This window comes from Microbacterium sp. PI-1, from assembly GCF_004337555.1.
GTDB lineage: Bacteria > Actinomycetota > Actinomycetes > Actinomycetales > Microbacteriaceae > Microbacterium > Microbacterium aurugineum.
Genome location: NZ_SJYZ01000002.1, coordinates 311,468 through 335,099 on the forward strand (window position 1 = coordinate 311,468; position 23,632 = coordinate 335,099).

20 protein-coding genes are annotated in these 23,632 nt (G+C 68.8%); 7 read left to right on the forward strand and 13 right to left on the reverse strand.

Annotation, left to right across the window (positions count from 1 at the left end):
• Window positions 1–44: 44 nt before the first annotated feature.
• Entirely contained in the window at window positions 45–734 is a 690-nt protein-coding gene (locus E0W80_RS03430; RefSeq protein ID WP_052193411.1) for a lysophospholipid acyltransferase family protein, read from the reverse strand.
• A 151-nt stretch (window positions 735–885) separates the two neighbouring features.
• Between E0W80_RS03430 and E0W80_RS03435 the strand changes: the two genes are divergently transcribed.
• Window positions 886–2,718, forward strand: coding sequence for an AMP-dependent synthetase/ligase (locus E0W80_RS03435; protein WP_047521985.1), 1,833 nt, complete (start codon window positions 886–888; stop codon window positions 2,716–2,718).
• Window positions 2,719–2,785: 67 nt separating this feature from the next.
• Here E0W80_RS03435 and E0W80_RS03440 read toward each other — a convergent pair whose 3' ends face one another.
• From E0W80_RS03440 to E0W80_RS03450, 3 genes are all read right to left on the reverse strand, one after another.
• Window positions 2,786–3,277 (reverse strand): peptide deformylase, encoded by a 492-nt coding sequence (locus tag E0W80_RS03440; RefSeq protein ID WP_131491296.1) that lies wholly within the window; start codon window positions 3,275–3,277, stop codon window positions 2,786–2,788.
• A complete protein-coding gene (locus E0W80_RS03445) occupies window positions 3,277–4,821 on the reverse strand; it encodes a MinD/ParA family protein (RefSeq protein ID WP_131491297.1) in 1,545 nt (514 codons plus the stop codon). Before E0W80_RS03445 ends, E0W80_RS03440 begins: the two co-directional genes overlap by 1 nt.
• Window positions 4,822–4,887: 66 nt before the next feature.
• Window positions 4,888–8,295 (reverse strand): pyruvate carboxylase, encoded by a 3,408-nt coding sequence (locus E0W80_RS03450; RefSeq protein ID WP_131491298.1) that lies wholly within the window; start codon window positions 8,293–8,295, stop codon window positions 4,888–4,890.
• Between the two features lie 93 nt (window positions 8,296–8,388).
• Between E0W80_RS03450 and E0W80_RS03455 the strand changes: the two genes are divergently transcribed.
• Window positions 8,389–9,201 carry a ParA family protein gene (locus E0W80_RS03455; RefSeq protein WP_047521976.1) on the forward strand — a complete coding sequence of 271 codons (813 nt, stop codon included), beginning with the start codon at window positions 8,389–8,391 and terminating at the stop codon, window positions 9,199–9,201.
• Window positions 9,202–9,276: 75 nt separating this feature from the next.
• On the opposite strand, the gene E0W80_RS03460 is transcribed toward E0W80_RS03455, so the two are convergent.
• The 3 genes from E0W80_RS03460 to E0W80_RS03470 form a co-directional block, all read right to left on the reverse strand.
• A complete protein-coding gene (locus E0W80_RS03460) occupies window positions 9,277–9,822 on the reverse strand; it encodes a MerR family transcriptional regulator (protein WP_047521931.1) in 546 nt (181 codons plus the stop codon).
• A gap of 99 nt (window positions 9,823–9,921) precedes the next feature.
• Window positions 9,922–10,608, reverse strand: a complete 687-nt coding sequence (locus E0W80_RS03465; protein ID WP_131491299.1) for a MerR family transcriptional regulator — start codon at window positions 10,606–10,608, stop codon at window positions 9,922–9,924.
• The gene (locus E0W80_RS03470; protein WP_047521927.1) at window positions 10,608–11,093 is read right to left on the reverse strand and encodes an FHA domain-containing protein; all 486 of its coding nucleotides are present in this window, start codon (window positions 11,091–11,093) and stop codon (window positions 10,608–10,610) included. Before E0W80_RS03470 ends, E0W80_RS03465 begins: the two co-directional genes overlap by 1 nt.
• A gap of 100 nt (window positions 11,094–11,193) precedes the next feature.
• Between E0W80_RS03470 and E0W80_RS03475 the strand changes: the two genes are divergently transcribed.
• Both E0W80_RS03475 and lpdA read left to right on the forward strand, forming a co-directional pair.
• The gene (locus E0W80_RS03475) at window positions 11,194–11,844 is read left to right on the forward strand and encodes a copper resistance CopC family protein (protein WP_131491300.1); all 651 of its coding nucleotides are present in this window, start codon (window positions 11,194–11,196) and stop codon (window positions 11,842–11,844) included.
• Between the two features lie 9 nt (window positions 11,845–11,853).
• Window positions 11,854–13,251 carry a dihydrolipoyl dehydrogenase gene (gene lpdA / locus E0W80_RS03480; RefSeq protein ID WP_047521923.1) on the forward strand — a complete coding sequence of 466 codons (1,398 nt, stop codon included), beginning with the start codon at window positions 11,854–11,856 and terminating at the stop codon, window positions 13,249–13,251.
• 52 nt (window positions 13,252–13,303) lie between these two features.
• On the opposite strand, the gene E0W80_RS03485 is transcribed toward lpdA, so the two are convergent.
• From E0W80_RS03485 to E0W80_RS03510, 6 genes are all read right to left on the reverse strand, one after another.
• Complete coding sequence (locus E0W80_RS03485) at window positions 13,304–14,422, reverse strand: NAD(P)/FAD-dependent oxidoreductase (RefSeq protein WP_131491301.1); 1,119 nt, start codon at window positions 14,420–14,422, stop codon at window positions 13,304–13,306.
• Window positions 14,409–15,134 carry a methyltransferase domain-containing protein gene (locus E0W80_RS03490; RefSeq protein WP_131491302.1) on the reverse strand — a complete coding sequence of 242 codons (726 nt, stop codon included), beginning with the start codon at window positions 15,132–15,134 and terminating at the stop codon, window positions 14,409–14,411. The genes E0W80_RS03485 and E0W80_RS03490 overlap by 14 nt, the downstream gene beginning before the upstream one ends.
• Window positions 15,131–16,291, reverse strand: a complete 1,161-nt coding sequence (locus E0W80_RS03495) for a type III polyketide synthase (protein WP_240740448.1) — start codon at window positions 16,289–16,291, stop codon at window positions 15,131–15,133. The genes E0W80_RS03490 and E0W80_RS03495 overlap by 4 nt, the downstream gene beginning before the upstream one ends.
• Window positions 16,292–16,354: 63 nt before the next feature.
• Window positions 16,355–16,969 carry a CYTH domain-containing protein gene (locus tag E0W80_RS03500; protein WP_131491303.1) on the reverse strand — a complete coding sequence of 205 codons (615 nt, stop codon included), beginning with the start codon at window positions 16,967–16,969 and terminating at the stop codon, window positions 16,355–16,357.
• Window positions 16,962–17,174 (reverse strand): hypothetical protein, encoded by a 213-nt coding sequence (locus tag E0W80_RS03505; RefSeq protein ID WP_047521915.1) that lies wholly within the window; start codon window positions 17,172–17,174, stop codon window positions 16,962–16,964. The genes E0W80_RS03500 and E0W80_RS03505 overlap by 8 nt, the downstream gene beginning before the upstream one ends.
• A 49-nt stretch (window positions 17,175–17,223) precedes the next feature.
• Window positions 17,224–17,694, reverse strand: coding sequence for an A24 family peptidase (locus tag E0W80_RS03510; RefSeq protein ID WP_131491304.1), 471 nt, complete (start codon window positions 17,692–17,694; stop codon window positions 17,224–17,226).
• A gap of 129 nt (window positions 17,695–17,823) precedes the next feature.
• Here E0W80_RS03510 and E0W80_RS03515 point away from each other — a divergent pair, with 129 nt between their 5' ends.
• The 3 genes from E0W80_RS03515 to E0W80_RS03525 are packed head-to-tail and all read left to right on the forward strand — an operon-like array spanning window position 17,824 to window position 23,608.
• Window positions 17,824–18,609: a hypothetical protein gene (locus E0W80_RS03515; RefSeq protein WP_240740449.1), complete on the forward strand. Its 786-nt coding sequence runs from the start codon at window positions 17,824–17,826 to the stop codon at window positions 18,607–18,609.
• Entirely contained in the window at window positions 18,606–20,144 is a 1,539-nt protein-coding gene (locus tag E0W80_RS03520) for a DNA polymerase Y family protein (protein ID WP_131491305.1), read from the forward strand. Before E0W80_RS03515 ends, E0W80_RS03520 begins: the two co-directional genes overlap by 4 nt.
• Window positions 20,144–23,608, forward strand: coding sequence for an error-prone DNA polymerase (locus tag E0W80_RS03525; protein WP_131491306.1), 3,465 nt, complete (start codon window positions 20,144–20,146; stop codon window positions 23,606–23,608). The genes E0W80_RS03520 and E0W80_RS03525 overlap by 1 nt, the downstream gene beginning before the upstream one ends.
• The last annotated feature ends 24 nt before the right edge of the window (window positions 23,609–23,632 follow it).

The window sequence follows — 23,632 nt, forward strand, 5'->3', positions numbered from 1 at the left end:
TCCAGCCTAGTGGTCGCAGGGACCACGCAGATGCGCGCGGGAGGCTATGTGACGCGGGTGGGGAGCCGGTCCTTGACCGTCGACGCGTAGACGTCTTCGTACTTCTGCTCACCGAGGCGCTGCAGGGCCACCATGATCTCGTCGGTGACGGAGCGGAGGATGTAGCGGTCGTTCTCCATCCCGGCGTAGCGGGAGAAGTCGAGAGGTTCCCCGATGACGATCCCGACGCGGACGATGCGCGGCAACCGCCGCCCGATCGGCATCGCCGTATCGGTGTCGACCATGATCACGGGGATCACCGGGACCTTGGCTTCGAGAGCCATGCGGGCGATCCCCGTGCGGCCGCGGTACAGCGTGCCGTCGGGACTCCGCGTCCCCTCCGGATAGATGCCCAGGAGGTCGCCTCCGCCGAGGACCTGGAGGCCCGTGTTCAGGGACGCCTCCGAAGCCTTCCCCCCGGAGCGGTCGATCGGGATCTGTCCGGTGGCTTTCATGAAGAACTTCGTGGACCACCCCTTCAGGCCCCGGCCCGTGAAGTAGTCGCTCTTGGCCAGGAACGACATCGACCGGTCGATCATGAGCGGAAGGAAGATGGAATCGGCGAAGGACAGATGGTTGCTGGCGAGGATCGCCGCACCGCTTGCGGGCACGTTCTTCCGCCCCACGATCCACGGTCGGAAGACCGCCTTGACCACGGGGCCGATCACCACGTACTTCATCAGCCAATAGAACATCGAGTGGAAGTCTAGCGCCGAGGGTCGCATCCACCCCGGTCTTCTCCACGGCGCTTCCGCGTGAGCGACCCAGTTTCACCCCGGACGCAACTCGGTTCCATGCCCTAGACTCGAAGCCACGCCCTGCCCGACCGGTACCGAAGGAGCTGCCGTGGTCCAGTTTGAAGTCCCTGCGATCGTCCCCGCCGACCCCGATGCGAACGTCGCCGACCTGCTGGTCAAGCGCGTCGAAGCCACGCCGGATCGCGCCCTCTTCTCCGTGCCGGAGGGCGACGGCTGGCGCGACATCTCCGCCGCCGACTTCCAGACGGCGGTCGTCGCCCTGGCGAAGGGCTTCGCCGCCGCCGGGATCCAGCCCGGTGAGAAGGTCGGCTTCCTGGCGCGCACCACGTACGAGTGGACGCTCATCGACTTCGCCCTCTTCTACGCCGGCGCCGTGATGGTGCCGATCTACGAGACGAGTTCGCCCTCGCAGATCCAGTGGATCCTCGAAGACTCGGGTGCGATCGCGCTGATCGTGGAGTCCCCCGAGCACTTCGCCCGCTTCGATGAGGTCCGCGGCGACCTGCCGCTGATCCGGGAGGTCTGGCAGCTGCACCTCGGAGCGATCGACACCCTCACCGCGCAGGGTGCGTCGGTGACGGACGGAGAGATCGAGCGCCGCCGCAGCCTCGCCGTCGGATCCGACATCGCGACGCTCATCTACACCTCCGGTTCGACCGGCCGCCCGAAGGGGTGCGTGCTCACGCACAGCAACTTCGTCGAGCTCTCCCGGAACTCGGCCAAGGCCCTGGACGAGGTCGTGCAGACGCCCGGCGCGTCCACATTGCTGTTCATCACGACCGCACACGTGTTCGCCCGCTTCATCTCCATCCTCGACGTCCACGCCGGCGTCCGCACCGGACACCAGCCCGACACCCGTCAGCTGCTGCCGGCGCTCGGTTCCTTCAAGCCGACCTTCCTCCTCGCGGTCCCGCGCGTCTTCGAGAAGGTCTACAACTCCGCGGAGCAGAAGGCGGAGGCGGGCGGCAAGGGCAAGATCTTCCGCTCGGCCGCCGACGTCGCCATCGAGCATTCGAAGCTGCTCGAGCAGGGCAAGAAGATCCCGTTCGGCATGAAGCTCAAGTTCGCGCTGTTCAACAAGCTCGTCTACAGCAAGCTCCGCGAGGCGATGGGCGGCAACGTCGTGTATGCCGTCTCGGGCTCCGCTCCCCTGGGCTCGCGCCTCGGCCACTTCTTCCACAGCCTGGGCGTCGTCATCCTCGAGGGCTACGGCCTCACCGAGACGACTGCCCCGGCGACGGTCAACCTGGCCGACAAGTCGAAGATCGGCACGGTCGGCCCCGCTCTCCCGGGTGTCGGACTGCGCCTCGCCGAGGACGGCGAGATCGAGGTCCGCGGCATCAACGTGTTCAAGGAGTACTGGAACAACCCCGAGGCGACGGCCGAGGCCTTCAGTGACGGCGGCTGGTTCCACACCGGCGACATCGGCAGCTTCGACTCCGAAGGCTTCCTCACGATCACCGGGCGCAAGAAGGAGATCATCGTCACCGCCGGAGGGAAGAACGTCGCTCCCGCTGCGCTCGAGGATCCGATCCGTGCGAACCCGATCATCGGGCAGGTCGTCGTGGTCGGTGACCAGCGTCCGTTCATCTCCGCTCTGATCACGCTCGACCCGGAGATGCTTCCGACCTGGCTCGCGAACAACGGCCTCGATGCCAAGATGTCGCTGGCGGATGCATCCACGAACGCCGCCGTCCGCGCGGAGGTGCAGCGGGCGGTCGACGCCGCGAACGACCGGGTGTCGCGCGCGGAGTCGATCCGGAAGTTCACGATCCTCGACTCCGAGTGGACGGAGGCCTCCGGCCACCTCACCCCGAAGCTCTCGATCAAGCGCAACGTCATCATGAACGACTTCGCCGACGAGATCGCCGCGATCTACGACGAGCCGGTCGCCACGACCAACGTCGCCATCGGCGGCTGACACCCCGGACAGCAAGAAGGGCCCCGCTCGCGCGGGGCCCTTCGTCGTGCGGTGGGAGTTCAGGCCGTCAGAACCAGGCGCTCTCCCGCACCTCGCGCATGGCGACCTTGCGCGTCTCGGCATCGAGCCTTGTCAGGAAGAGCTTGCCGTCGAGATGGTCGGTCTCGTGCTGCAGAGCCTGCGCGAGGAGTCCCTCCCCCTCGAGCACCACGGCATTGCCGTCGAGATCGATGCCCTCCACACGCGCCCACGGATGCCGCAGTGCGTCGTGCCACAGTCCGGGTACCGAGAGGCATCCCTCGCCCGTCGGCTCCGGCTCCCCCCGCGCTTCGGTGAGGACGGGATTGAGCACGTAGCCGATGTCGCCGTCGATGTTGTAGCTGAACGCACGCAGCGCGACGCCGATCTGCGGTGCGGCGACGCCGGCGCGACCCGGCAGCTCCACCGTGTCGACCAGGTCGGTCACGAGTGCGCGCACCCCCTCGTCGATCTCCTCGATCGGGGCACACACCGTGCGCAGGACGGGGTCGCCGAAGATGCGGATCTCTCGGACCGACATCAGGCGGCCCTGGCCCGCAGGCCCTCGACCAGGAGCGCCGCCAGCTCACGCGCAGCGACGCGGGTCTCCGGCAACAGGTTCGCGAAGACGATCGTCCCCCCTCCCGCGATCTGCGGGTCGTAGGGGACGCGGACGACGCTCCGCGCACGGGTGGCGAAGTGGGATTCCAGCTCGTTCAGCCGCACCAACGGGGTCCCGGGCGTGGACTGGTTGAGGACGACGATCGCCTCACGCGCCTGCTCCGCGAAGCCGTTCGTCTCGAGCCAGGTGAGCGTCTCGGATGCCAGACGGGCCTCATCGACGCTCAATCCCGAGACGATGACGATCTGGTCCGCGAGGTCGAGCGTCGCCGACATCACGGAGTGGACGATCCCGGTGCCGGTGTCGGTCAGGACCAGCGAGTAGTAGTGGGCGGCCACGCCGGCCACGTCACGGTAATCACTGTCGCTGAACGCCTCGGCGACGCGGGGATCGGAATCGGAGGCGAGGACATCGAGACGGGTCGCGTCACGCGCGACGATGGCGGAGATGTCGTGGTATCCCTTGACGTCATCGTGGATCCGGACGAGATCGCGCACCGACTTGCTGTGATGCGGCCGCACGATGCGCTCGGCGAGGGTTCCTCGATCGGGATTGGCATCGACGGCGATCACCCGGTCCTCGCGGGCGTCCGCGAGTGCCATCCCCAGCAGCGCGGTGATCGTCGTCTTGCCGACACCGCCCTTGCGGGAGAGCACCGGGACGAAGCGTGCACCGCCCGCGAGCGGAGCCGCGATCCGCGCCGAGAGCGCCTTTCGCTCCCGCGCGCGCCTGCCGTCGCCGATGTTGATCCGACGCCCGGAGATCGTGTACAGGAAGTGGCTCCACGCTCCCTCCGGTTCCGGCTTGGCCACCCGATGCGGATCGAGCAGTCTGTCGGCGGTGAGGAGATCCGCGGACTCGCGCGAGGACTCTCCCAGGTCGTCCAGACGCTTGGACGTCAGCGTCACGTCGGTGCGCGGTGTCGTGCGGGTGGACTGCGAGATGACGGTCTTCTTCTCCTCCGGAGCGGACACGGATCTGTTCTCCTTCTCGACGGATGTTCGTACGGGAGCAGATGTCGACGGAGACGGCGGCGCTTCCGCGCTCGCTCGTGCGAGGAATCGTGCCGCGGCGGCTGCCTCTTCGGCCTGGTGCCGCGCGTCGTCGGTGACTTCGACGACCGCAGGCGTCTCGGGGGTCTCGGGCTCGTCGACCACGACGGCATCGATGACCTTCTCCGAAGACGGCCGCACGATTCGAGGCGCCGCGACGGCGGGGGGCTCGACCGGACGGGCGTCGGTCGCCTGCTCCTCGACGCGAGGCGGATCGATCACGAGCTCGCCGACGACCTCGCCGTCCACGACCCCGTCGTCGGCGAGGTCGTCGTCCTCGTCCTTCGGCAGCGTCACACTGACCTGCGCGGTCGCCCCGAGGATCCCGATGCCTGCCGTGTCGAGTGACGCGGCTTCGTCGAGCACCCCCAGCGGGTTATCCTCGGGGTCCGTGGTGTTCTTCGGTGTCACGATGTCGCTCCCAGCCTGTGCGGGCCCCGGGTACGCACATCGTGCGCTGGCCTCGCCCGCACAAGATTAGTGCGCTGGACGGATCACGACCAAAAGATCTCCGGCATCCACCTGCTGCGTCTCGGCGATCGCGTGACGTTCGATGACGCCGTCCACGGGGGCCGTGATGGCCGCCTCCATCTTCATCGCCTCGATGGATGCGACGGGTTCGCCGGCGCGGACGGCTGCACCCACCTCGGCCTTCAGCGTGACCACCCCGGAGAAGGGCGCCGCGACCTGGCCGGGCACGGAGGTGTCCGCCTTCTCGACTTCGTGCACGTCCACGACGATCGACCGATCCCTCACGAAGACGGGCCGGAGCTGCCCGTTGAGGGTCGTCATCACGGTGCGCATCCCCTTGTCGTCCGCGTCCCCGATGGCTTCGAGACCCACGTAGAGCTGGACGCCGCGATCGATCTCGATCAGGTGCTCCTGCCCGGCCACGAGCCCGTACAGGTAGTCGGCCGTGTCGAGCACGGAGAGGTCTCCGAACAACTCCCGCCGCTCCGCGAACTCGGCGCTCGGACCGGGGAACAGCAGGGTGTTCAGCCGTGCACGGCGTTCGGCACTGGTCCCGGCGAGTGCGGCCTCATCGTCAGCACTGATCTCGGTGAGGCCGACGCGCACCGTGCGTCCGGCGAGCACCTTGCTGCGGAACGGCTCGGGCCATCCACCCGGAAGGTCGCCGAGTTCGCCCGCCATGAAACCGACGACCGAGTCCGGCACGTCGTACTTCTCGGGGTTGGCCTCGAAGTCGGCCGGATCCGCCTTCACCGCGGCCAGGTGCAGGGCCAGATCACCGACGACCTTGGAGGACGGAGTGACCTTGGGAACGCGACCGAGCATGCGATCGGCCGCGGCATACATGTCCTCGATGAGCTCGAAATCGTCGGCGAGCCCCAGCGCCTTGGCCTGCTGGCGCAGGTTCGACAGCTGGCCACCGGGAATCTCGTGGTGGTAGACACGTCCCGTGGGTCCCGGAAGCCCGGATTCGAACGGCGCATACTGCCGCCGCACCGCCTCCCAGTAGGGCTCGAGATCGGAGACGCCGTCGAGGGAGATGCCGCTGTCCCGGTCGGTGTGGGCGAGGGCGGCGACGAGGGACGACAGCGATGGCTGGCTCGTGGTGCCGGAAAGCGGCGCGGACGCGGCATCCACCGCATCCACCCCGACGGCGCTCGCGGCGAGCAGGGTCGCCAGCTGCCCGCCGGGGGTGTCATGCGTGTGCAGATGCACCGGCAGGTCGAACCGCTCCCGCAGCGCTGCGACGAGCTTCGCTGCGGCGGCCGGGCGCAGCAGCCCCGCCATGTCCTTGATGGCGAGGATGTGCGCCCCCGCGTCGACGATCTGGTCTGCGAGGTGCAGGTAGTAGTCGAGGGTGTAGAGGTCTTCGGCCGGATCGAGCAGGTCCCCGGTGTAGCAGAGCGCCACCTCGGCGACCGCCGTTCCGGTCTTGCGCACGGCCTCGATCGCCGGCCGCATCTGCTCCACGTCGTTGAGCGCGTCGAAGATGCGGAAGATGTCGACACCGCTGGCCGCCGCCTCGGCGACGAACGCCTCGGTGACCGCCGTCGGGTAGGGCGTGTAGCCGACCGTGTTGCGCCCTCGCAGGAGCATCTGGATCGCGACATTCGGCAGTGCGGCGCGCAGCTTGTCGAGGCGCTCCCACGGGTCCTCACCGAGGAAGCGGAGGGCGACATCGTAGGTCGCCCCGCCCCACGCCTCGACGGACAGGAGTCCGGGGGTCGACCGGGCGAGGTAGGGCGCCGCGGCCACGAGGTCCTTCGTGCGCACCCGCGTCGCCAGGAGGGACTGATGCGCGTCGCGGAAGGTCGTGTCGGTGATCGCGAGCGCCGTCTGTTCCCGGAGGCTGCGGGCGAATCCCTCGGGCCCGAGCTCGAGGAGGCGCTGGCGTGAGCCGGGAGCCGGCTCCGCGCTCAGATCGATCGCCGGCAGCTTGGATGCGGGATCGATCACACCGGGGTGGGCACCGTTCGGCTTGTTGACCGTGACGTCGACCAGCCAGTTCAGGAGCTTCGTCCCGCGGTCCTTCGAGACACGGCCGCGAAGCAGTCCGGGGCGCTCGTCGATGAAGGAGGTGCTCACGTCTCCGGCGATGAAGGCGTCATCCTCGAGGAGAGCCTGCAGGAAGGGGATGTTGGTCGCGACGCCGCGGATGCGGAACTCGGCGAGTGCTCGGCGCGCCCGAGCGACCGCGGCCGGGAAGTCCCGCCCGCGACAGGTGAGCTTCGCCAACATCGAATCGAAATGCGGGCTGATCTGTGCCCCCTGGTGCACGGTGCCGCCGTCGAGACGGATCCCGGCCCCACCGGGAGAGCGGTACGTGGTGATCTTCCCCGTGTCGGGACGGAAGCCCTGCGTCGGGTCCTCGGTCGTGATCCGGCACTGCAGCGCGGCGCCGCGCAGGTGCAGATTCTCCTGCTGCAGACCGAGGTCGGCCAGCGTCTGCCCCGAGGCGATCCGCATCTGGCTCTGCACCAGGTCGACGTCGGTGACCTCCTCGGTCACGGTGTGCTCGACCTGGATGCGGGGGTTCATCTCGATGAAGACGACTTCGCCTGCCCGCTCCCCCGCCGTCTCGAGGAGGAACTCGACCGTGCCCGCGTTCTCGTACCCGATGGAGCGGGCGAACGCGACGGCGTATCCGTGCAGTGCCGTGCGGATGTCGTCGTCAAGGTTCGGCGCCGGAGCGATCTCCACGACCTTCTGGTGACGACGCTGCACGGAGCAGTCGCGCTCGAACAGATGCACAGTCTCGCCGGTCTTGTCGGCGAGGATCTGCACCTCGATGTGCCGGGGGCGGACGACGGCCTGCTCCAGGAACATCCGCGCATCACCGAACGCGCTGGCGGCCTCGCGCATGGCCTCGGCCAAGGCCGGAGCGAGGTCACCGGACGTCTCGACGCGGCGCATCCCCCGGCCACCGCCACCCGCGACCGCCTTCGCGAAGAGCGGGAACCCGATGTCCTCTGCCTGGGCGACGAGTGCGTCGACGTCGTCGGAGGCCTCCGTGGACCGCAGGACCGGGACTCCCGCGTCGATCGCGTGGCGCTTGGCCTCGACCTTGTTGCCCGCCATCTCCAGCACGTTCGAGGGAGGACCGATGAAGACGATGCCGTTCGCCGCGGCTTTCTCCGCGAGCTCGGGATTCTCTGACAGGAAGCCGTAGCCCGGATAGATGGCATCCGCTCCCGATTCCAGCGCGACGCGGATGATCTCGTCGACATCGAGGTACGCCCGCACCGGGTGCCCGCGCTCGCCGATCTCGTAGGCCTCGTCGGCCTTGAGACGATGCACAGAACCCCGGTCTTCATGGGGGAAGACCGCGACGGTGCGCGCCCCCACCTCGACAGCCGCACGGAAGGCGCGGATCGCGATCTCGCCGCGGTTCGCCACAAGGATCTTCTGGAACATGCACACCTCTGGGAGCTCGATGCACAGCGTTTTCGATGCGCATGGGGCGGGGCTGAGTGTTCCCCCAGCCTAGGGGAAGGTAACGTGGTGTCCGTGCACGTACTCAGCGTCAGCTCTCTCAAGGGGGGCGTCGGCAAGACGACCGTGACACTCGGGCTGGCCTCCGCGGCTTTCGCTCGGGGCGTCCGGACTCTCGTCGTCGACCTCGACCCTCAGTCCGACGTCTCCACCGGGATGGACATCCAAGTGGCAGGTCGGCTCAACATCGCCGACGTCCTGGCGAACCCGAAGGAGAAGGTGGTCCGGCAGGCGATCACGTCGAGCGGATGGGCGAAGGTCCACCCCGGCACCATCGATGTGCTGATCGGGAGCCCCTCCGCGATCAACTTCGACGGGCCGCACCCGAGCGTGCGTGACGTGTGGAAGCTCGAGGAGGCGCTCGCCTCGGTCGAGGCCGACTACGACCTCGTCCTCGTCGACTGTGCTCCCTCCCTGAACGCGCTCACCCGCACCGCCTGGGCCGCCAGCGACCGCGTCATGGTGGTCACGGAACCCGGACTGTTCTCCGTCGCCGCCGCCGACCGTGCCCTCCGCGCCATCGAGGAGATCCGTCGGGGACTCTCGCCCCGACTCCAGCCCCTCGGCATCGTCGTGAACCGCGTGCGCCCGCAGTCCATCGAGCACCAGTTCCGCATCAAGGAGCTGCGCGACATGTTCGGACCTCTCGTGCTCTCCCCTCAGCTGCCCGAGCGCACCTCGCTGCAGCAGGCCCAGGGTGCCGCGAAGCCGCTGCACATCTGGCCCGGCGATTCCGCGCAGGAACTCGCCGCCGACTTCGACCAGCTCCTGGACAGGATCATCCGCACCGGTCGGATCGCCGTTCCGGAGAACGGCCCGCAGAGCTGATCCGCACGACGCGCACGACGAAACGGCCGCCCTCATCGAGGGCGGCCGTTTTCCGTCTGAAGCGGAAAGTTGTGGTCAGGCGGAACGCTTCGCGCGACGAGCGGTGAGTTCGTCGACGGGGTCCGGAGCGGTCGGGTCGAATGCCACGAGGGTCGACTCCACCTCGCGGAGGACCTTGCCGACGGCGATGCCGAAGACACCCTGGCCGCGGCTCACGAGGTCGATGACCTCGTCGTTCGACGTGCAGAGGTAGACCGACGCACCGTCGCTCATCAGCGTGGTGCCCGCGAGGTCGCGGATGCCTGCGCGGCGCAGCTCCTCGACGGCGGTGCGGATCTGCTGGAGGGAGATGCCGGTGTCGAGAAGGCTCTTCACCAGCTTCAGGACGAGGATGTCGCGGAAGCCGTAGAGGCGCTGCGAGCCGGAGCCGCTGGCGCCGCGCACGGTGGGCTCCACCAACTCGGTGCGCGCCCAGTAGTCGAGCTGACGGTACGTGATGCCAGCTGCACGAGCGGCGACCGCACCGCGGTATCCGACCTCGTCGTCCATGGCCGGGAGGCCGTCGGTGAAGAGGAGTTCGGGCACGAACCGCGGGTCTCCTGCGAGCTCATCCGCATTCATCTGAAATCCTCCCTGGAACGGTTTCTTCCACGGTAGAGCAGTGCCTGGGCACCAGCAATGACATCCGTGCGACAACGAAGGTGTGTCGCAATCAGTTCGTTACGAAAGCACTCGCGACAGCGCATCCTTGACGAAGAGCGAGCGCACTTCATCGATCCGCGTCGCCAGTTCCGGCGCCAATTCGCTGGCCTTCGCCCGGGACGCGGCGTCGGTCCGCCGCAGGAGTGCGGACATCGCCGACTCGATGAGCGCGACTTCCCGCTCAGCCCCTTGGCGCAACGACCGCAGGTGCCGAGGTTCGATGCCGTGGCGGTCGAGGGCGACGAGACCGCGCAGCAGCGTGACGGTGGCTTCCGGGTAGCTCTCCTGCGCCGTGATGACGCCGGTGCTGATCGCATCGTTGAGCAGCTGCGGCCCCGCGCCGGCGGCGGCGAGCAACTCGTCTCGGCGGTAGCGACGCGGCGCCGGTGTGATCGAGGGCGGCGGGGCGAGGGCGGACGCCTCCCCGCCGGCGGCGGCGTCATCGAGCTGCTCCCGGATGACGCTCAGCGGAAGATAGTGATCGCGCTGCAGCGTGAGACCTAGGCGCAACCGCTCGATGTCCGAGGCGGAGAACTTGCGGTAGCCCGACTCCGTGCGGGAGGGGCTGACGATGCCCTGCACTTCGAGGAAGCGCAGCTTGCTGGACGTGAGGTCGGGGAACTCCGGTGTGAGCCGAGCAAGGACCTGGCCGATACTCAGCAAGCCCGCGGACGCGGAACGTTCGCGGGCGGGAGTGGCCGCCATCAGTCGTTCGCCGCCGCGCGATCGTGAGGGGAGACGAAGAAGTTCAGACGGAACTTGCCGACCCGCACTTCGGAGCCGTCGACCAGCGCGCTGCGGTCGACGCGCTCCCCGTTGACATACGTCCCGTTGAGGGAGCGCTGGTCGATGATCTCGAAGGCGGATCCGCTGCGGGTGATCTCGGCGTGCCGACGCGAGACGGTCACATCGTCGAAGAAGATGTCGGCCTCGGGGTGCCGCCCGACCGTGGTCACATCGGTGTCGAGCAGATAGCGCGCACCGGCGAGAGCGCCTGAGCGCACCAGCAGCAACGCGGATCCCGCAGGCAGTGCGGCGATGGCCGTCTGCTCCACGTCGGTCAATTCCACCCCGAACGGCACGAAAGACAGGTCGGAATCGTGTCCGAACGTCTGCGTCACGTCGTGTTTCTGCTCGCCGGAACGGTGGATCGCGTCCTCACCGGCCGGTCGGCTGTCGCTGTCTGTCACTGTGCCCTCCTGATCATCCAGACTAACGGATGCCGAGGCGCTCGCGGGAGGCCGCATTCACACTCAGCCGTCACATACTGCTTATCCATAAGGTGGAGTGGTGAAGACCAAAGCTCTGCGCCCGTCGGCCACCCCGATCGCCCTCGCCGCGACCCTGCTCGCCGCGTTCCTCGTGCTCTTCTCCCCGCTCTCGGCGTCCGCGCACGACGCGCTCGTGTCGTCGTCTCCCGCTGCCGACGAATCGGCCGAGACCGTCCCCGAAGAGCTCACGCTGACCTTCAGCGCCAAGCTCATCGACGGGGAGGGTGCGACGGAGGTCGTCGTGACCGCCCCCGATGGCACGTCGGTCACCGAGGGCGCGGCGACGGTCGAAGGCGCGATCGTCACCCAGCCCTTGCAGGGGTCCGGTCCGGCCGGCGAGTACCACGTGATCTGGAAGGTCGTCTCCAGCGACGGACACCCCACTTCCGGCGAGTACTCCTTCATGGTGACCGTCGGCGACGACGGGTCTGCGACCGCGGAGCCCACGGCGGCCCCGACCAGCGCAGCGCCGACGGCGGAGGAGACCACGGAGCCCGAGGTGACCTCGACGCCCACACCGGTCCCCGACGATGCCGACACGGGTTCCGCATGGGTCTGGGTGCTCGCGATCATCGCTGTCCTGGTCGTCGCCGGAGTGGTCATCTGGATCGTCGCGAGCCGCCGCCGAGGTGGGGCTCCGACCGATTCCGACACCCCGTCGGAGCGATAGGCTTAAGGCATGCCACACTACGACGTCGTCATCCTTGGTGCAGGTCCTGGCGGATACGTCGCTGCGGTTCGCAGCGCGCAGCTCGGTCTGTCCACCGCCATCATCGAGGAGAAGTACTGGGGCGGTGTCTGCCTCAACGTCGGCTGCATCCCCTCCAAGGCGCTCCTGAAGAACGCGGAGCTCGCGCACACCCTGAACCATAAGGCGGACTTCTTCGGGATCTCCGGCGAGTTCACGATCGACTTCGGCAAGGCGTTCGATCGCAGCCGCGAGGTCGCCGAGGGTCGCGTCAAGGGCATCCACTTCCTGATGAAGAAGAACAAGGTGACCGAGTACAACGGTCGCGGCACCTTCACCGGCCCGAAGGCGATCTCGGTCGCCAAGGCCGACGGCACGTCCGAAGAGGTCACCTTCGACAACGCCATTATCGCCACCGGCTCCAAGGTCCGTCTGCTGCCGGGCGTGACGCTCAGCGAGAACGTCGTCACCTACGAAGAGCAGATCATGACCCGTGAGCTGCCGAAGTCGATCGTCATCGTCGGCGCGGGCGCGATCGGCATGGAGTTCGCCTATGTGATGACGAACTACGGGGTCAAGGTCACGATCATCGAGTTCCTCGATCGCGCGCTCCCCAACGAGGACGCGGACGTGTCGAAGGAGATCACGAAGCAGTACAAGAACTACGGCGTCGACATCCTGACCTCCACCAAGGTGGAGACGGTCGTCGACAACGGCTCCTCCGTCACCGTCACCTACACGGGCAAGGACGGTCAGCAGTCGTCGATCGAGGCCGACAAGGTGCTGATGTCGGTCGGCTTCGCGCCGAACATCGAGGGCTTCGGCCTCGACAAGACCGGTGTGAAGCTCACCGAACGCGGCGCGATCGACATCGACGATCACATGCGCACGAACGTCGAGGGCATCTACGCGATCGGCGATGTGACCGCCAAGCTGCAGCTCGCCCACGTGGCGGAGGCACAGGGCGTCGTCGCCGCCGAGACGATCGGTGGCGCGGAGACGCAGACCCTCGGCGACTACCGGATGATGCCGCGTGCGACGTTCTGCTCGCCGCAGGTCGCATCGTTCGGGCTCACCGAGCAGCAGGCCAAGGACGAGGGGCGCGAGATCAAGGTCGCGACCTTCCCGTTCATGGCCAACGGCAAGGCGCACGGCCTCGGCGAGCCGGTCGGCTTCGTCAAGCTGATCGCCGACGCGGAGCACCTCGAGCTCATCGGCGCGCACATGATCGGCCCCGACGTCTCCGAGCTCCTGCCCGAGCTGACGCTGGCCCAGAAGTGGGACCTGACCGCACTCGAGCTCGCCCGCAACGTCCACACCCACCCGACGCTGTCGGAGGCACTGCAGGAAGGCTTCCACGGCCTCGCAGGACACATGATCAACTTCTGATCCTCACATCACGAAGGCCCGGTTCGCAGAGTGCGGACCGGGCCTTCGTGCGTCACAGGCCGCGCATCGTGAGGAGCCCTGCCGTCCAGCCGCGCAGCGGAGCGGACCCGAGTGCACGCATCAGCATCTCCCTGCCGCGCACCACCGGCGCCGGGGCGGGCGCCCCCATCGCCATGTAGAACGCGGAGCGGCGCTGCGCCCGGGATGCCGATCGGCGCACCCGTCGGTCGTACGGCCCCAGCTCCGGCACCGCGCCGGGCCGCATGCAGGAGAGTCGTTCCGCGAGACGAACGGCATCGACCCACCCGAGGTTCATGCCCTGTCCGCCGATCGGACTGATCTCGTGTGCGGCATCGCCCAGAAGCACCACCCGGCCCTGATGGAGGCGCGTCGCCGCATGCTGTGCGGCGAGAAAGGGAGTGGGGGCGTCCGTGGCGGCCGGTTCGATGCCGATCCCGGTACGCCGCTCGATCGTCGCACGGAAGTCATCGGCGGTGCGAAGGGCGTCTGCACCGCCCCGCACCACCCATCGACGGCGACCACCGGGGAGAGGGAAGGACTCGACCAGACCCTCCGGCTCGCAGTGCAGGACGGCCCGGTTCTCCGACGTCGGCTCCTCGACATCGAGCATCGAATACGCGGCGCGTCCGGCCCGACGACGCCATCCGGTATCGAGCCCCTCACGCAGACGGCTCCGCACGCCGTCGGCCACCACGACCACGGCCGCCGAGATCATGCGGGTTCCCTCCGCGGAGTCCGCCGTGACGTGCACGGCATCCGCGTCCTGCCGGACGAGGCGAACGGCGCATCCGGTGATCAGGGCCTCCTCCGAGAGCGAGTGCATCCGGCCCCGCAGCAGCGCGCCGCTTCGCGGCTGCGGGAGGATCAGGACCGGACGATCCGATGCGAAGTCGACGGACGCCAGGGTGCGCCGACGGCTGCGCACCTCCCCACCTTCGAGCCGAAGCGCCTCCGCGCGCACCTCGTCTCCGACGCCCGCGGCGTCCAACGCGTCCAACCCGGGGCGGTGGATGCCGATCGCCCTGGTCCGCTGATCCGCGTCCGCTCGACGTTCGCACACCACCACCCGCAGACCGCGCTGCAGCAGCAGGCAGCCCAGCAGCAGACCCACCGGCCCCGCGCCGACGATCAGCACGTCATGGTCGGGCATGTGCCCCGTCCCATCGCAGCTCCACGCGGAAGGGTGCACCGCCGCGTACGCTCCACCCGTCTGGGGCGACCGCCGCGAGCTCGGCGAGGGTGTAGGAGCGACGGATGCTGAGGAGCCCGTCCTCGCGGATGAACGAGTCGGCGAGGAGGTTGCGGGAGATGGGCCAGGTGGCCGCGGCGAACAGGGCGTACGCGGTGTGGCTGCGGGCGATGTCGTGGTGCGCCACCACTCCGTCCGCAGCGACGAGGCGCACGGAGTCGCTGAGCACGCCCTGGAGCTCGTCGTCATCGAGGTGGTGCAGCACGTGGTTGGACAGCACGACGTCGTAAGTCTCCCCCGCGGCGACGAGCTCCGCGGTCAGCGCGCAGCGGTATCGCACGCCCGCACCGCCATCATGCGCCGCTGCCCAGCGGATCGCACGGTCGTCGGCGTCGAGCGCGGTGACCTCCGCCGAGAGACCGTCTCGACACAGACGCCACGCGAGCAATCGGCAGAGGTCTCCCCCACCGGCCCCCACATCGAGGATCCGCAGTCGCCCGGTACGCGCCGCGCGAGGACGGATGTCGCGCCGATACATCGCCCCGGGCCGGGAGACGAGCGCGTTGACGAGACCGAACCGTCCGTAGGTCCGCGCCAGCTTCCGAGCGTCCGCATGCGGATCGTCCATCCGCTCGCGGACCTCCCCATCTCGCAGCGTGAGATCGGGGCTCATGACCCGGTCGGCGCGACGACGGTCATCAGCGCGCTCTCGGCCGTGAGCCCTGGCCCGAAAGCCATCGCCGCCACGCGCTCTCCGCCACTGGCCCCCTCAGCCTCCAGGATCCGTTTGAGGACGAAGAGCACCGTCGCGCTCGACATGTTGCCGTTCTCCCGCAGGACCTCCCGCGCCGGGTGCAGCTGCGCGTCGCTGAGCTGCATCCGCTCCTGCACCCGGTCGAGGATGCTGCGGCCGCCGGGGTGGATGGCCCAATGCTGCACCTGGTCCCCCACCGTCCCGGCCTCGAAGGCTTCGGCCAGGCCATTTTCGGCCGAGTACAGCGGTCGAAGGGCACCGATGATCGTCTCCCCGATGATCTGCGGAACAGACGTCGAGAGGATCATCTCGAAGCCGGTGTCACCGATCGTCCAAGCCATGTCCTTCTCGCCCTCCGGCGCGATGGCCGTGTGGAAACGGTCCAGCTGCAGCGAGGAGGACGGCGACGGAAGATCACGGGACGTCACGATGCCGGCTGCCGCACCGTCGGCGAACAACGAGGACGCGACGATCGTGTCCGGGTCCTCGGAGGAACGCAGATGGAGGGTGCACAGCTCGACGCTGACGACCAGGACCACGGCGTTCTCATCGGCGACGCAGAACTGGCTCGCCGCACGCAACGCCGGCATCGACGCGTAGCAGCCCATGAAGCCGAGATGGAAACGCTGCACCGCATCGGACAGTCCGAGTCCGCGGACGATCTCGTACTCCGGACCCGGGGCGTGGAACCCGGTGCAGGAGACCGTGATGACGTGGGTGACGTCTTCGGGGCCGATCTCAGGATCGGCGTCGAGGGCCTGCCGCGCGACCTCGACGAAGAGCTTCGCCGCCTCCCGGGTGTACAGGTCGTTGCGTGCTCTCGTGCCGGGCGCGAGGAGCATCCCGGTACGACGGTCGAAGAAGACGGGGTCGGCCGGTTCCGACTCCAGCGACAGCTCATCGATCACGGTGTGCCGGGTGTCGATGCCCGAGACGTTGAACGACGTCGTCACGATCCGCTGCGCGAGCCGTCCGAGATCGGGCTGCTGCGCGAAGACGTCGCGCACCTGCTCCTGCACGAGAACGGTTTCGGGGACGATCGTCTGCAGCGATCGAAGCACAGGCGGTCGGCTCATGCTGTCACTCAAGCATGCGCCGCGCCCCTGGGGGAAGGGGTTGCGTTCGCGAGCGGCCTCTGCCTAGAAACCGAGCGCGCGAGCGAGCTTGGAGCCGGATGCCGATTCGCGGCCGCCCGCGGCGAGGACGGCGTGCTCCACGGCGTCGAAGAACGCCGTGCGCCGCAGCTCATCGTCGGGAGCGGCGGGCCCCAGCTCCATCTCCCACTCGCGCCATTGGCGCTGCACGCCGCCGCGGAGGTCGGTGGCCCGCACCCGGTCGTCGACGAACTCGGCCACGACCCCGTCCGGACCGCTGAGCAGATAGGCGGTGCGATCGTTCTCGATGCGCGCCAGCGGGGTGAGCGGTGCGGTCGTCCAGGTCGCGACGGTCTCCGCGACGGCCGGAGGAAGGTCGTCACCGTCGCCGAGCGGCCAGCCGAGTTCGAGCCGGCCGTCGCCCTGGCGAGGACCCTTCACGTGCCAGCCCGCGTCCGGCCCGCCGGTACGACGACGCAGCGCCACGCCGTCACGAGCGAGCGCACCGTCGGCGGTGTCGAAGTATCGGGCGTCCAATGCGCGACGCTCGCCGGCGGTGACGGCGTCGACGCCGGGGATCGCGTCCCAGCGCGGCAACGGGGTCTCGATGTCGACGTCGTACTTGCGTTCGACCTCGACGGTGCGAGACGGTTCAGTCATCGTCGAGCGTGAGATCCTCGAGAGACTCCTCGAACCAGTAGTCGACCTCCGTGGGCCCGTCATCCGGACCGGTGTTCTGAGGCCCACCGCGGCGGTTGTACACCACCTGCGTCTCGCTGTAGGGGACGATCAGCTTGTCGTCCGCATCGCCGAGAGGGATGATCTGCCCGTCCAGCGGGCCGCCGTGAAGTCGTGCGAGTGCCATGTGCTCAGGGTAGCCCGTCCTCGCGGTGTCGGCACGAGGACGGGCGGATTCAGCCGAGGACGATGCCGAGAAGGGCTCCGGCGATCATCCAGGGCCCGAAGGCGATGCGGGTCGCCCCCGTCGCGCGACGCAGGAGGATGAGCGCCAGTGCGTAGAACGCGCCCAGCACGAATGCCGCCGCGGCACCGATCACGAGCGAATCCCACCCGTGCCACCCCAGCACGAGGCCGATCACGGCAGCGAGCTTCACGTCGCCGCCGCCCATCCCTGCGCGGCTGATCGCTCGCAGCACGGCATAGAACCCGCCGAGGATCACCAGGCCGAGGAGGGCGCGGAGGAGCGCGTCGCCGCGCCCGGTGAGGAAGGCGTCGACCGCGGTGAGGGCCGCGAGTGATGCGAGCGTCGGCAGCACGATCAGGTCGGGCAGTCGGTGCGTGCGGGCGTCGATCACGATCAGTGCGCCGCCGACGACGACCAGGGCGACGTGCACGAGGGCGATGAGGGCGAACCGGATGTCCATCCCCGCAGGTTAGGAGATGGGCGGATCGCCCGCGTGGGCCCTGTGGAGAACTCGACGCGATGTCCGATGTACGAACTATCGTCATCTGTGCGACTTGTTTTATTCGTACATATCTTCGAGAATGGACGCATGGTGATCGGGCTCGATGCGGTGACCTCGCTCTCTCCGGCGAGCGACTCCCGCGCGGGTGAAGTACTGCGACTGCGCCGCGAGATCAGCAGGATGCAACGACGTCGCAGCGAGCATACGCTGCTCCCCCTCGATCCCGCCTTCGCGGCGCTCCTGCCGGAAGAGGGCCTGCAGACCGGCACGTCCTATACCGTCTCCCCCTCGCCGAGCCTGGTGCTCGCGCTGCTCAGCGCCGCATCCCGGAAAGGGCACTGGTGCGCGGTGGTGGGCATGCCCACGCTCGGCGTCGAAGCAGCGGCCGCGTTCGGCATCGACCTCGCCCGCCTGATCCTCGTGCCCACCCCCGGCGAGCGCTGGCTCGCGGCGACCTCCGCGCTGGCCGAGGTCGTGCCTCTGATCGTCGTCGCCCCCGGCGCCCGGGCCGGAGACGCCGACGTCTCCCGACTGAGCGCTCGCCTGCGTGATCGCGGCTGCACGCTTCTGGTCACCGAGTCCCCCGGCGCCGGACGATGGCCGCAGAGCGAGGGCACGATACGCCTTCATGACCCGCACTGGCACGGTCTCGGCGCCGGCTGGGGGTTGCTCTCCGACTGCACCGTGACGGTGACGGCGCAAACACGACACAGCCCTCGCCCCTCGAGTGTGCGCGTGCAGCTGCCGGGAGGGCACGGCGCTCTCGAGGCCGTCGGGGCAGAGCTCACCGCACTCCCTGCGCTCTCGCCGGAGAGGTCCTCCCTCGGGGAATCCGCTCCCCCGGAGCTGTTGCGATGGGCGGAAGCAGGATGAACGCCCCTCTCCGTGTCCTCGTGCTGTGGTTCCCCGACTGGCCGATGCGAGCCGCGCTCGGCGGCGCATCTCCACATCCGCCCACCGCCCTGGTGCAAGCCAACACGATCGTCGCCTGCACCGCCTCCGCCAGGGAGCACGGCGTCCGCACCGGTCAGCGCCGCCGAGTCGCGCAGGGCCACCTCTCCTCCCTCCAGGTCCTCCCGCACGACCCGGCCCGTGACGAACGCGCCTTCCTTCCCGTGCTCCAACTCATCGAGAAGCACGCCCCGGGAGTCACTCTGCTGCGCCCCGGACTCGCGATCCTCCGCGCCAGAGGCATCTCCCGCTATCACGGTGGGGAAGCGGAGGCCGCCGCGTCACTCGCCACCGTCCTCGGAGAGGCCGGTTTCCCCGAGGTGCGCATCGGCATCGCAGACGGCCCCTTCACCGCCGAGATCGCCGCTCGAGGCCCGACGCCCTGGACGGTCGTACCGTCCGGCACCGCCCGGGAGTTCTTGGCCCCCTACCCCGTGCAGGTGCTGCGCGACGAACAGATCACCGGACTCCTCCTCCGGCTCGGCATACGCACCCTCGGCGAGTTCACCGCCCTCGCCGCGCCTGACGTGCGCGACCGCTTCGGTGAACACGGTGCGCGTCTGCACGCGCTCGCCGCGGGTGCCGACTCCCGCCCCCTGACCCCGCGCCCACCCGACCCCGAGCTCGTGCGCAGCGTCGAGTTCGACTCGCCGCTGGGCGGAGCCGATCAGATCGCCTTCGCGGTGCGGCAGACAGCCGACGCGGTGATGCTCGCTCTCGGTGAGGCCTCGGTCGTCTGCACGGAGGTGCGGATCGATCTGACCGACGACAACGGGGCGGTCTTCTCGAGATCCTGGCTGCACCCCACCTGTTTCGACGCCTCCGACCTCGTCGATCGGGTGCGCTGGCAGTTGGAGGCCTTGGCCACGCAGTCCGCGAAGGAACCGGTCGACGAGGCACGAGCGTTCGGCGGCATCACCGCCGTACGGATCACCCCCGCCGCTGTGGATGATGCCGCCCATCACCAACCGGGGCTCTTCGGCTCCGGCACCGATGAGCGCCTGCACCACGCGGTCTCGCGCGTGCAGACCATGTTGGGCCATCAGGGCGTGGTCACCGCGGCGATCTCCGGTGGTCGCTGGCTCGCCGACCGTCAGGTGCTGACCCCGTGGGGGGAGCGCGCCGTCCCTCCACGGGATCCGGGGTCGCCGTGGCCCGGCAGCCTCCCCGACCCTCTGCCCGCCGAGGTGTTCCACCCCCCGCGCCCCATCGGAGTCCTCGCCGCGGATGAGACCACGGTCAGCGTCGATGAACGCGGAACCCTCTCGCAAGACCCCGCCCGCATCGAGGGTGTCTCCGTGCAGGCCTGGGCCGGTCCCTGGCCCGTTCACGAACGCCGCTGGGCAGCAGGGGGCGGAAAACGCGGGCATCGGCTCCAGATCGTCGATGACCAGGATCGCGCCTGGCTGGTCTTCCACACCGGCGAGCGCTGGTGGGCCGAGGGGAGGTATCGCTGATGGGCTGGCACAATCCGCCCCTGTCGTGGAACGAGTTGGAGCGCACCCTCAGCGGCGAGGAGTCCCCCTCGCCCCCTCCGGGCGCCGAGCCGAAGAACACACGGAGCGATCCCGGACCGGTCAGCCGTCGCCGCAAGCGCACTCCCCCCGTCGGCATCCCCCGTCCGCACGATGCCGTGCCCTACGCCGAGTTGCACGCCCATTCGTCCTACTCGTTCCTCGACGGGGCCTCTTCCCCCGAAGATCTGCTCGCCGAAGCCGACCGCCTCGGACTGACCGCACTCGCGCTCACGGACCACGACGGCTTCTACGGTGCCGCACGCTTCGCCGAAGTCGCCGACCTCATGGAGAGTCCGCTGCAGACCGTGTTCGGGGCCGAGCTGTCCCTCGATCTGCCCGCGCCGCAACGAGGTTCCGCCGACCCCGCGGGAGAACATCTGCTGGTCCTCGCCAGGGGGAAGGAGGGGTACCACCGCCTTTCGGGGGCGATCACCGCGGCGCAGTTGCGCGGGGGCGAGAAAGGACGACCGGTATACGACCTCGACGATCTGGCCGAACGTGCAGGAGGCCACTGGACGATCCTGACCGGTTGCCGCAAAGGTGCCGTGCGCCGCGGGCTCGAAGCAGGCGACGGCCTCACCCCGCTGCGAACCCTGGTCGACCTGTTCGGAAGCGATCACGTCGCCGTCGAACTCTTCGACCACGGGGACCCGTTGGACACCCGCCGCAACGACGCTCTCGCCGGGCTCGCACGACGGATGCGGTTGCCGGTGGTGGCGACCAACAACGTGCACTACGCCACTCCTGCACAGGCGCCACTCGCCGAGGCCGTGGCTGCGGTCCGCGCGGTGCGGAGCATGGATGAGCTCGACGGCTGGCTGCCCGCGCACGGGGGCGCCCATCTCCGCAGCGGCGCAGAGATGTCGGCGCGCTTCCACCGGCATCCCGGAGCGATCTCCTACGGGCTCGAATTGGCGACGGCTTCCGCCTTCCCCCTGCGCCTGGCACGACCCGCGCTCCCGCAGCAGAAGGTGCCGGAGGGGCATACACCGATGAGCTGGCTGCGTCACCTGGTCTGGGCGGCCGTGCCGTCGAAGTATCCCCGCCTGGACGAGGAGGGCAAGCACCGGATCGCCCGTGAGCTGGATGTGATCGAGGAGAAGGACTTCCCCGGATACTTCCTGATCGTGCATGGCATCGTCACCGAGGCACGCAGACGCGGCATCCTCTGCCAGGGGCGAGGTTCGGCTGCGGCGAGCGCGGTCTGCTACCTGCTCGGGATCACGGCGGTCGACCCGATCCTCTACCGTCTCCCCTTCGAGAGGTTCCTCGCGACCACGCGGACGGAGGAGCCTGACATCGACGTCGACTTCGACTCCGACCGTCGCGAGGAGATCATCCAGTGGGTCTACCAGGAGTATGGCCGGGAGCGGGCGGCCCAGGTGGCGAATGTCATCCAGTACCGGCCGAAGAACGCGGTGCGCGACATGGCCAGAGCGCTCGGTCACTCCCCCGGTCAGCAGGACGCCTGGTCCCGCCAGGTCGACGGCTGGGGTGCGGGGCTGGAGCCGGCCGAGGACCACGACATCCCCGAGAACGTGCTCGCCTATGCCGGCGAACTGCTGAAAGCCCCCCGCCACCTCGGCATCCACTCCGGCGGCATGGTGCTCACCGCACGTCCGGTCGGCGAGGTCGTACCGGTGGAGCATGCGCGCATGGAGAACCGCACCGTCATCCAGTGGGACAAAGACGACTCCGCGTTCATGGGGCTCGTGAAGTTCGACCTCCTGGGCCTCGGGATGCTCGCCGCCCTCCAGCACTGCTTCGATCTGATCCGACAGGCCACGGGTGAGGAGTGGCGGCTCGAGACCATCCCCAAGGAGGAGCCCGCCGTCTACGACATGCTCTGTCGCGCGGACTCCATCGGTGTCTTCCAGGTGGAGTCCCGCGCACAGATCGGGCTGCTCCCCCGTCTGCAGCCGCGGAGCTTCTACGACCTCGCCATCCAGATCGCCCTCATCCGTCCCGGCCCCATCCAGGGCGGTGCGGTGCATCCGTTCGTGCGGCGGAAGATCGCCAAGGACCGGGTCGACGAGGAGAACCGGGAGCGCGCACGGCGTGGTGAAGACCCCGTGGAGTTCACGATTCCCTACCCGCACAGCGATCTGGAAGACATCCTGAAACGCACGCTGGGCATTCCGATCTTCCAGGAGCAGCTCATCCAGATGGCGACGGCGATCGGTGACTGCACCGCGGATGAGGCCGACCTGCTGCGGCGCGCCATGGGCTCCAAGCGCGGGCTGGAGAAGATCGAGAAGGTCAAGGACAAGCTCTACGCGGGCATGAGCAGACGAGGGCTCGATGCCGACGCCGCTGACCGGATCTACGCGCAGATCCAGGCGTTCTCGAACTTCGGGTTCGCCGAGTCGCACTCGCTGTCGTTCGCCCTGCTGGTCTACGCCAGCTCCTGGGTGAAGCTGCACTATCCCGCCGCGTTCCTCGCCGGGCTGTTGCGCGCGCAGCCGATGGGCTTCTACTCCGCCGCGACCCTCACTGCGGATGCACGGCGGCATGGAGTGGAGGTCCGTCGGCCCGATCTGCACCTGTCCGGAGCGACGGATTCGTTGGAGCCGCTCGCCGATGACTCCGAAGGCGGACCCACCGGCCGGACGCAGTGCCTCGCCGCTCCTCAACCTGCTGTCCTCCGCTTCGACCGGGAGGCTCCCGACGAGTCCGCTGCCCACCGCAGGGACGGCGGATTCGCGGTGCGACTGGGCCTCAGCGGCATCCGGGGGATCGGTGTGCCGTTGGCGGAGAGGATCGTCGCGGAACGTGACGCACACGGTCCTTACCGGGATCTGCACGATCTGGTGCGGCGTACGGATGCCACCGCCGCACAGCTGGAGGCCCTCGCCACGGCAGGGGCCTTCGACTGTCTGGGGCTGGAGCGCCGAGAGGCGATCTGGCTGGCCGGAGCCGCGGCGGACGACCGCTCACGCTTCCTCCCGGGGACCACGGTCGCCGTGCAGCCTCCCCTGTTCGCCGACCAGACCAGCTACGAGCGTCTCTCCGCCGATCTCTGGGCGACCGGCGTGTCCACCGATGACCATCCGATGGCGCATTTCCGGGAGGCACTGCGCACCCGCGGGGTGCTCACCGCCGTCGATCTGCAGAGCCACGAGGTCGGTCGGCGCATCGAGGTCGCGGGACTCGTCACTCACAGGCAACGACCGGCGACGGCCGCCGGGATCACCTTCGTGAACCTCGAGGACGAGAGCGGTCTGGTGAACGTCGTCTGCTCGGCAGGGGTCTGGAACCGCTACCGTCGCGTCGCCCGGGATTCACCGGCTCTCATCATCCGCGGCATCCTGGAGCGGTCGAGCGAGGGGGTGGTCAATGTGCTCGCCGACGGGTTCGAGGATCTCCGCACCGGCCTCACACACCGGTCCAGGGACTTCCGATGAGCGACGGGAGCCCTGCACCCGGCT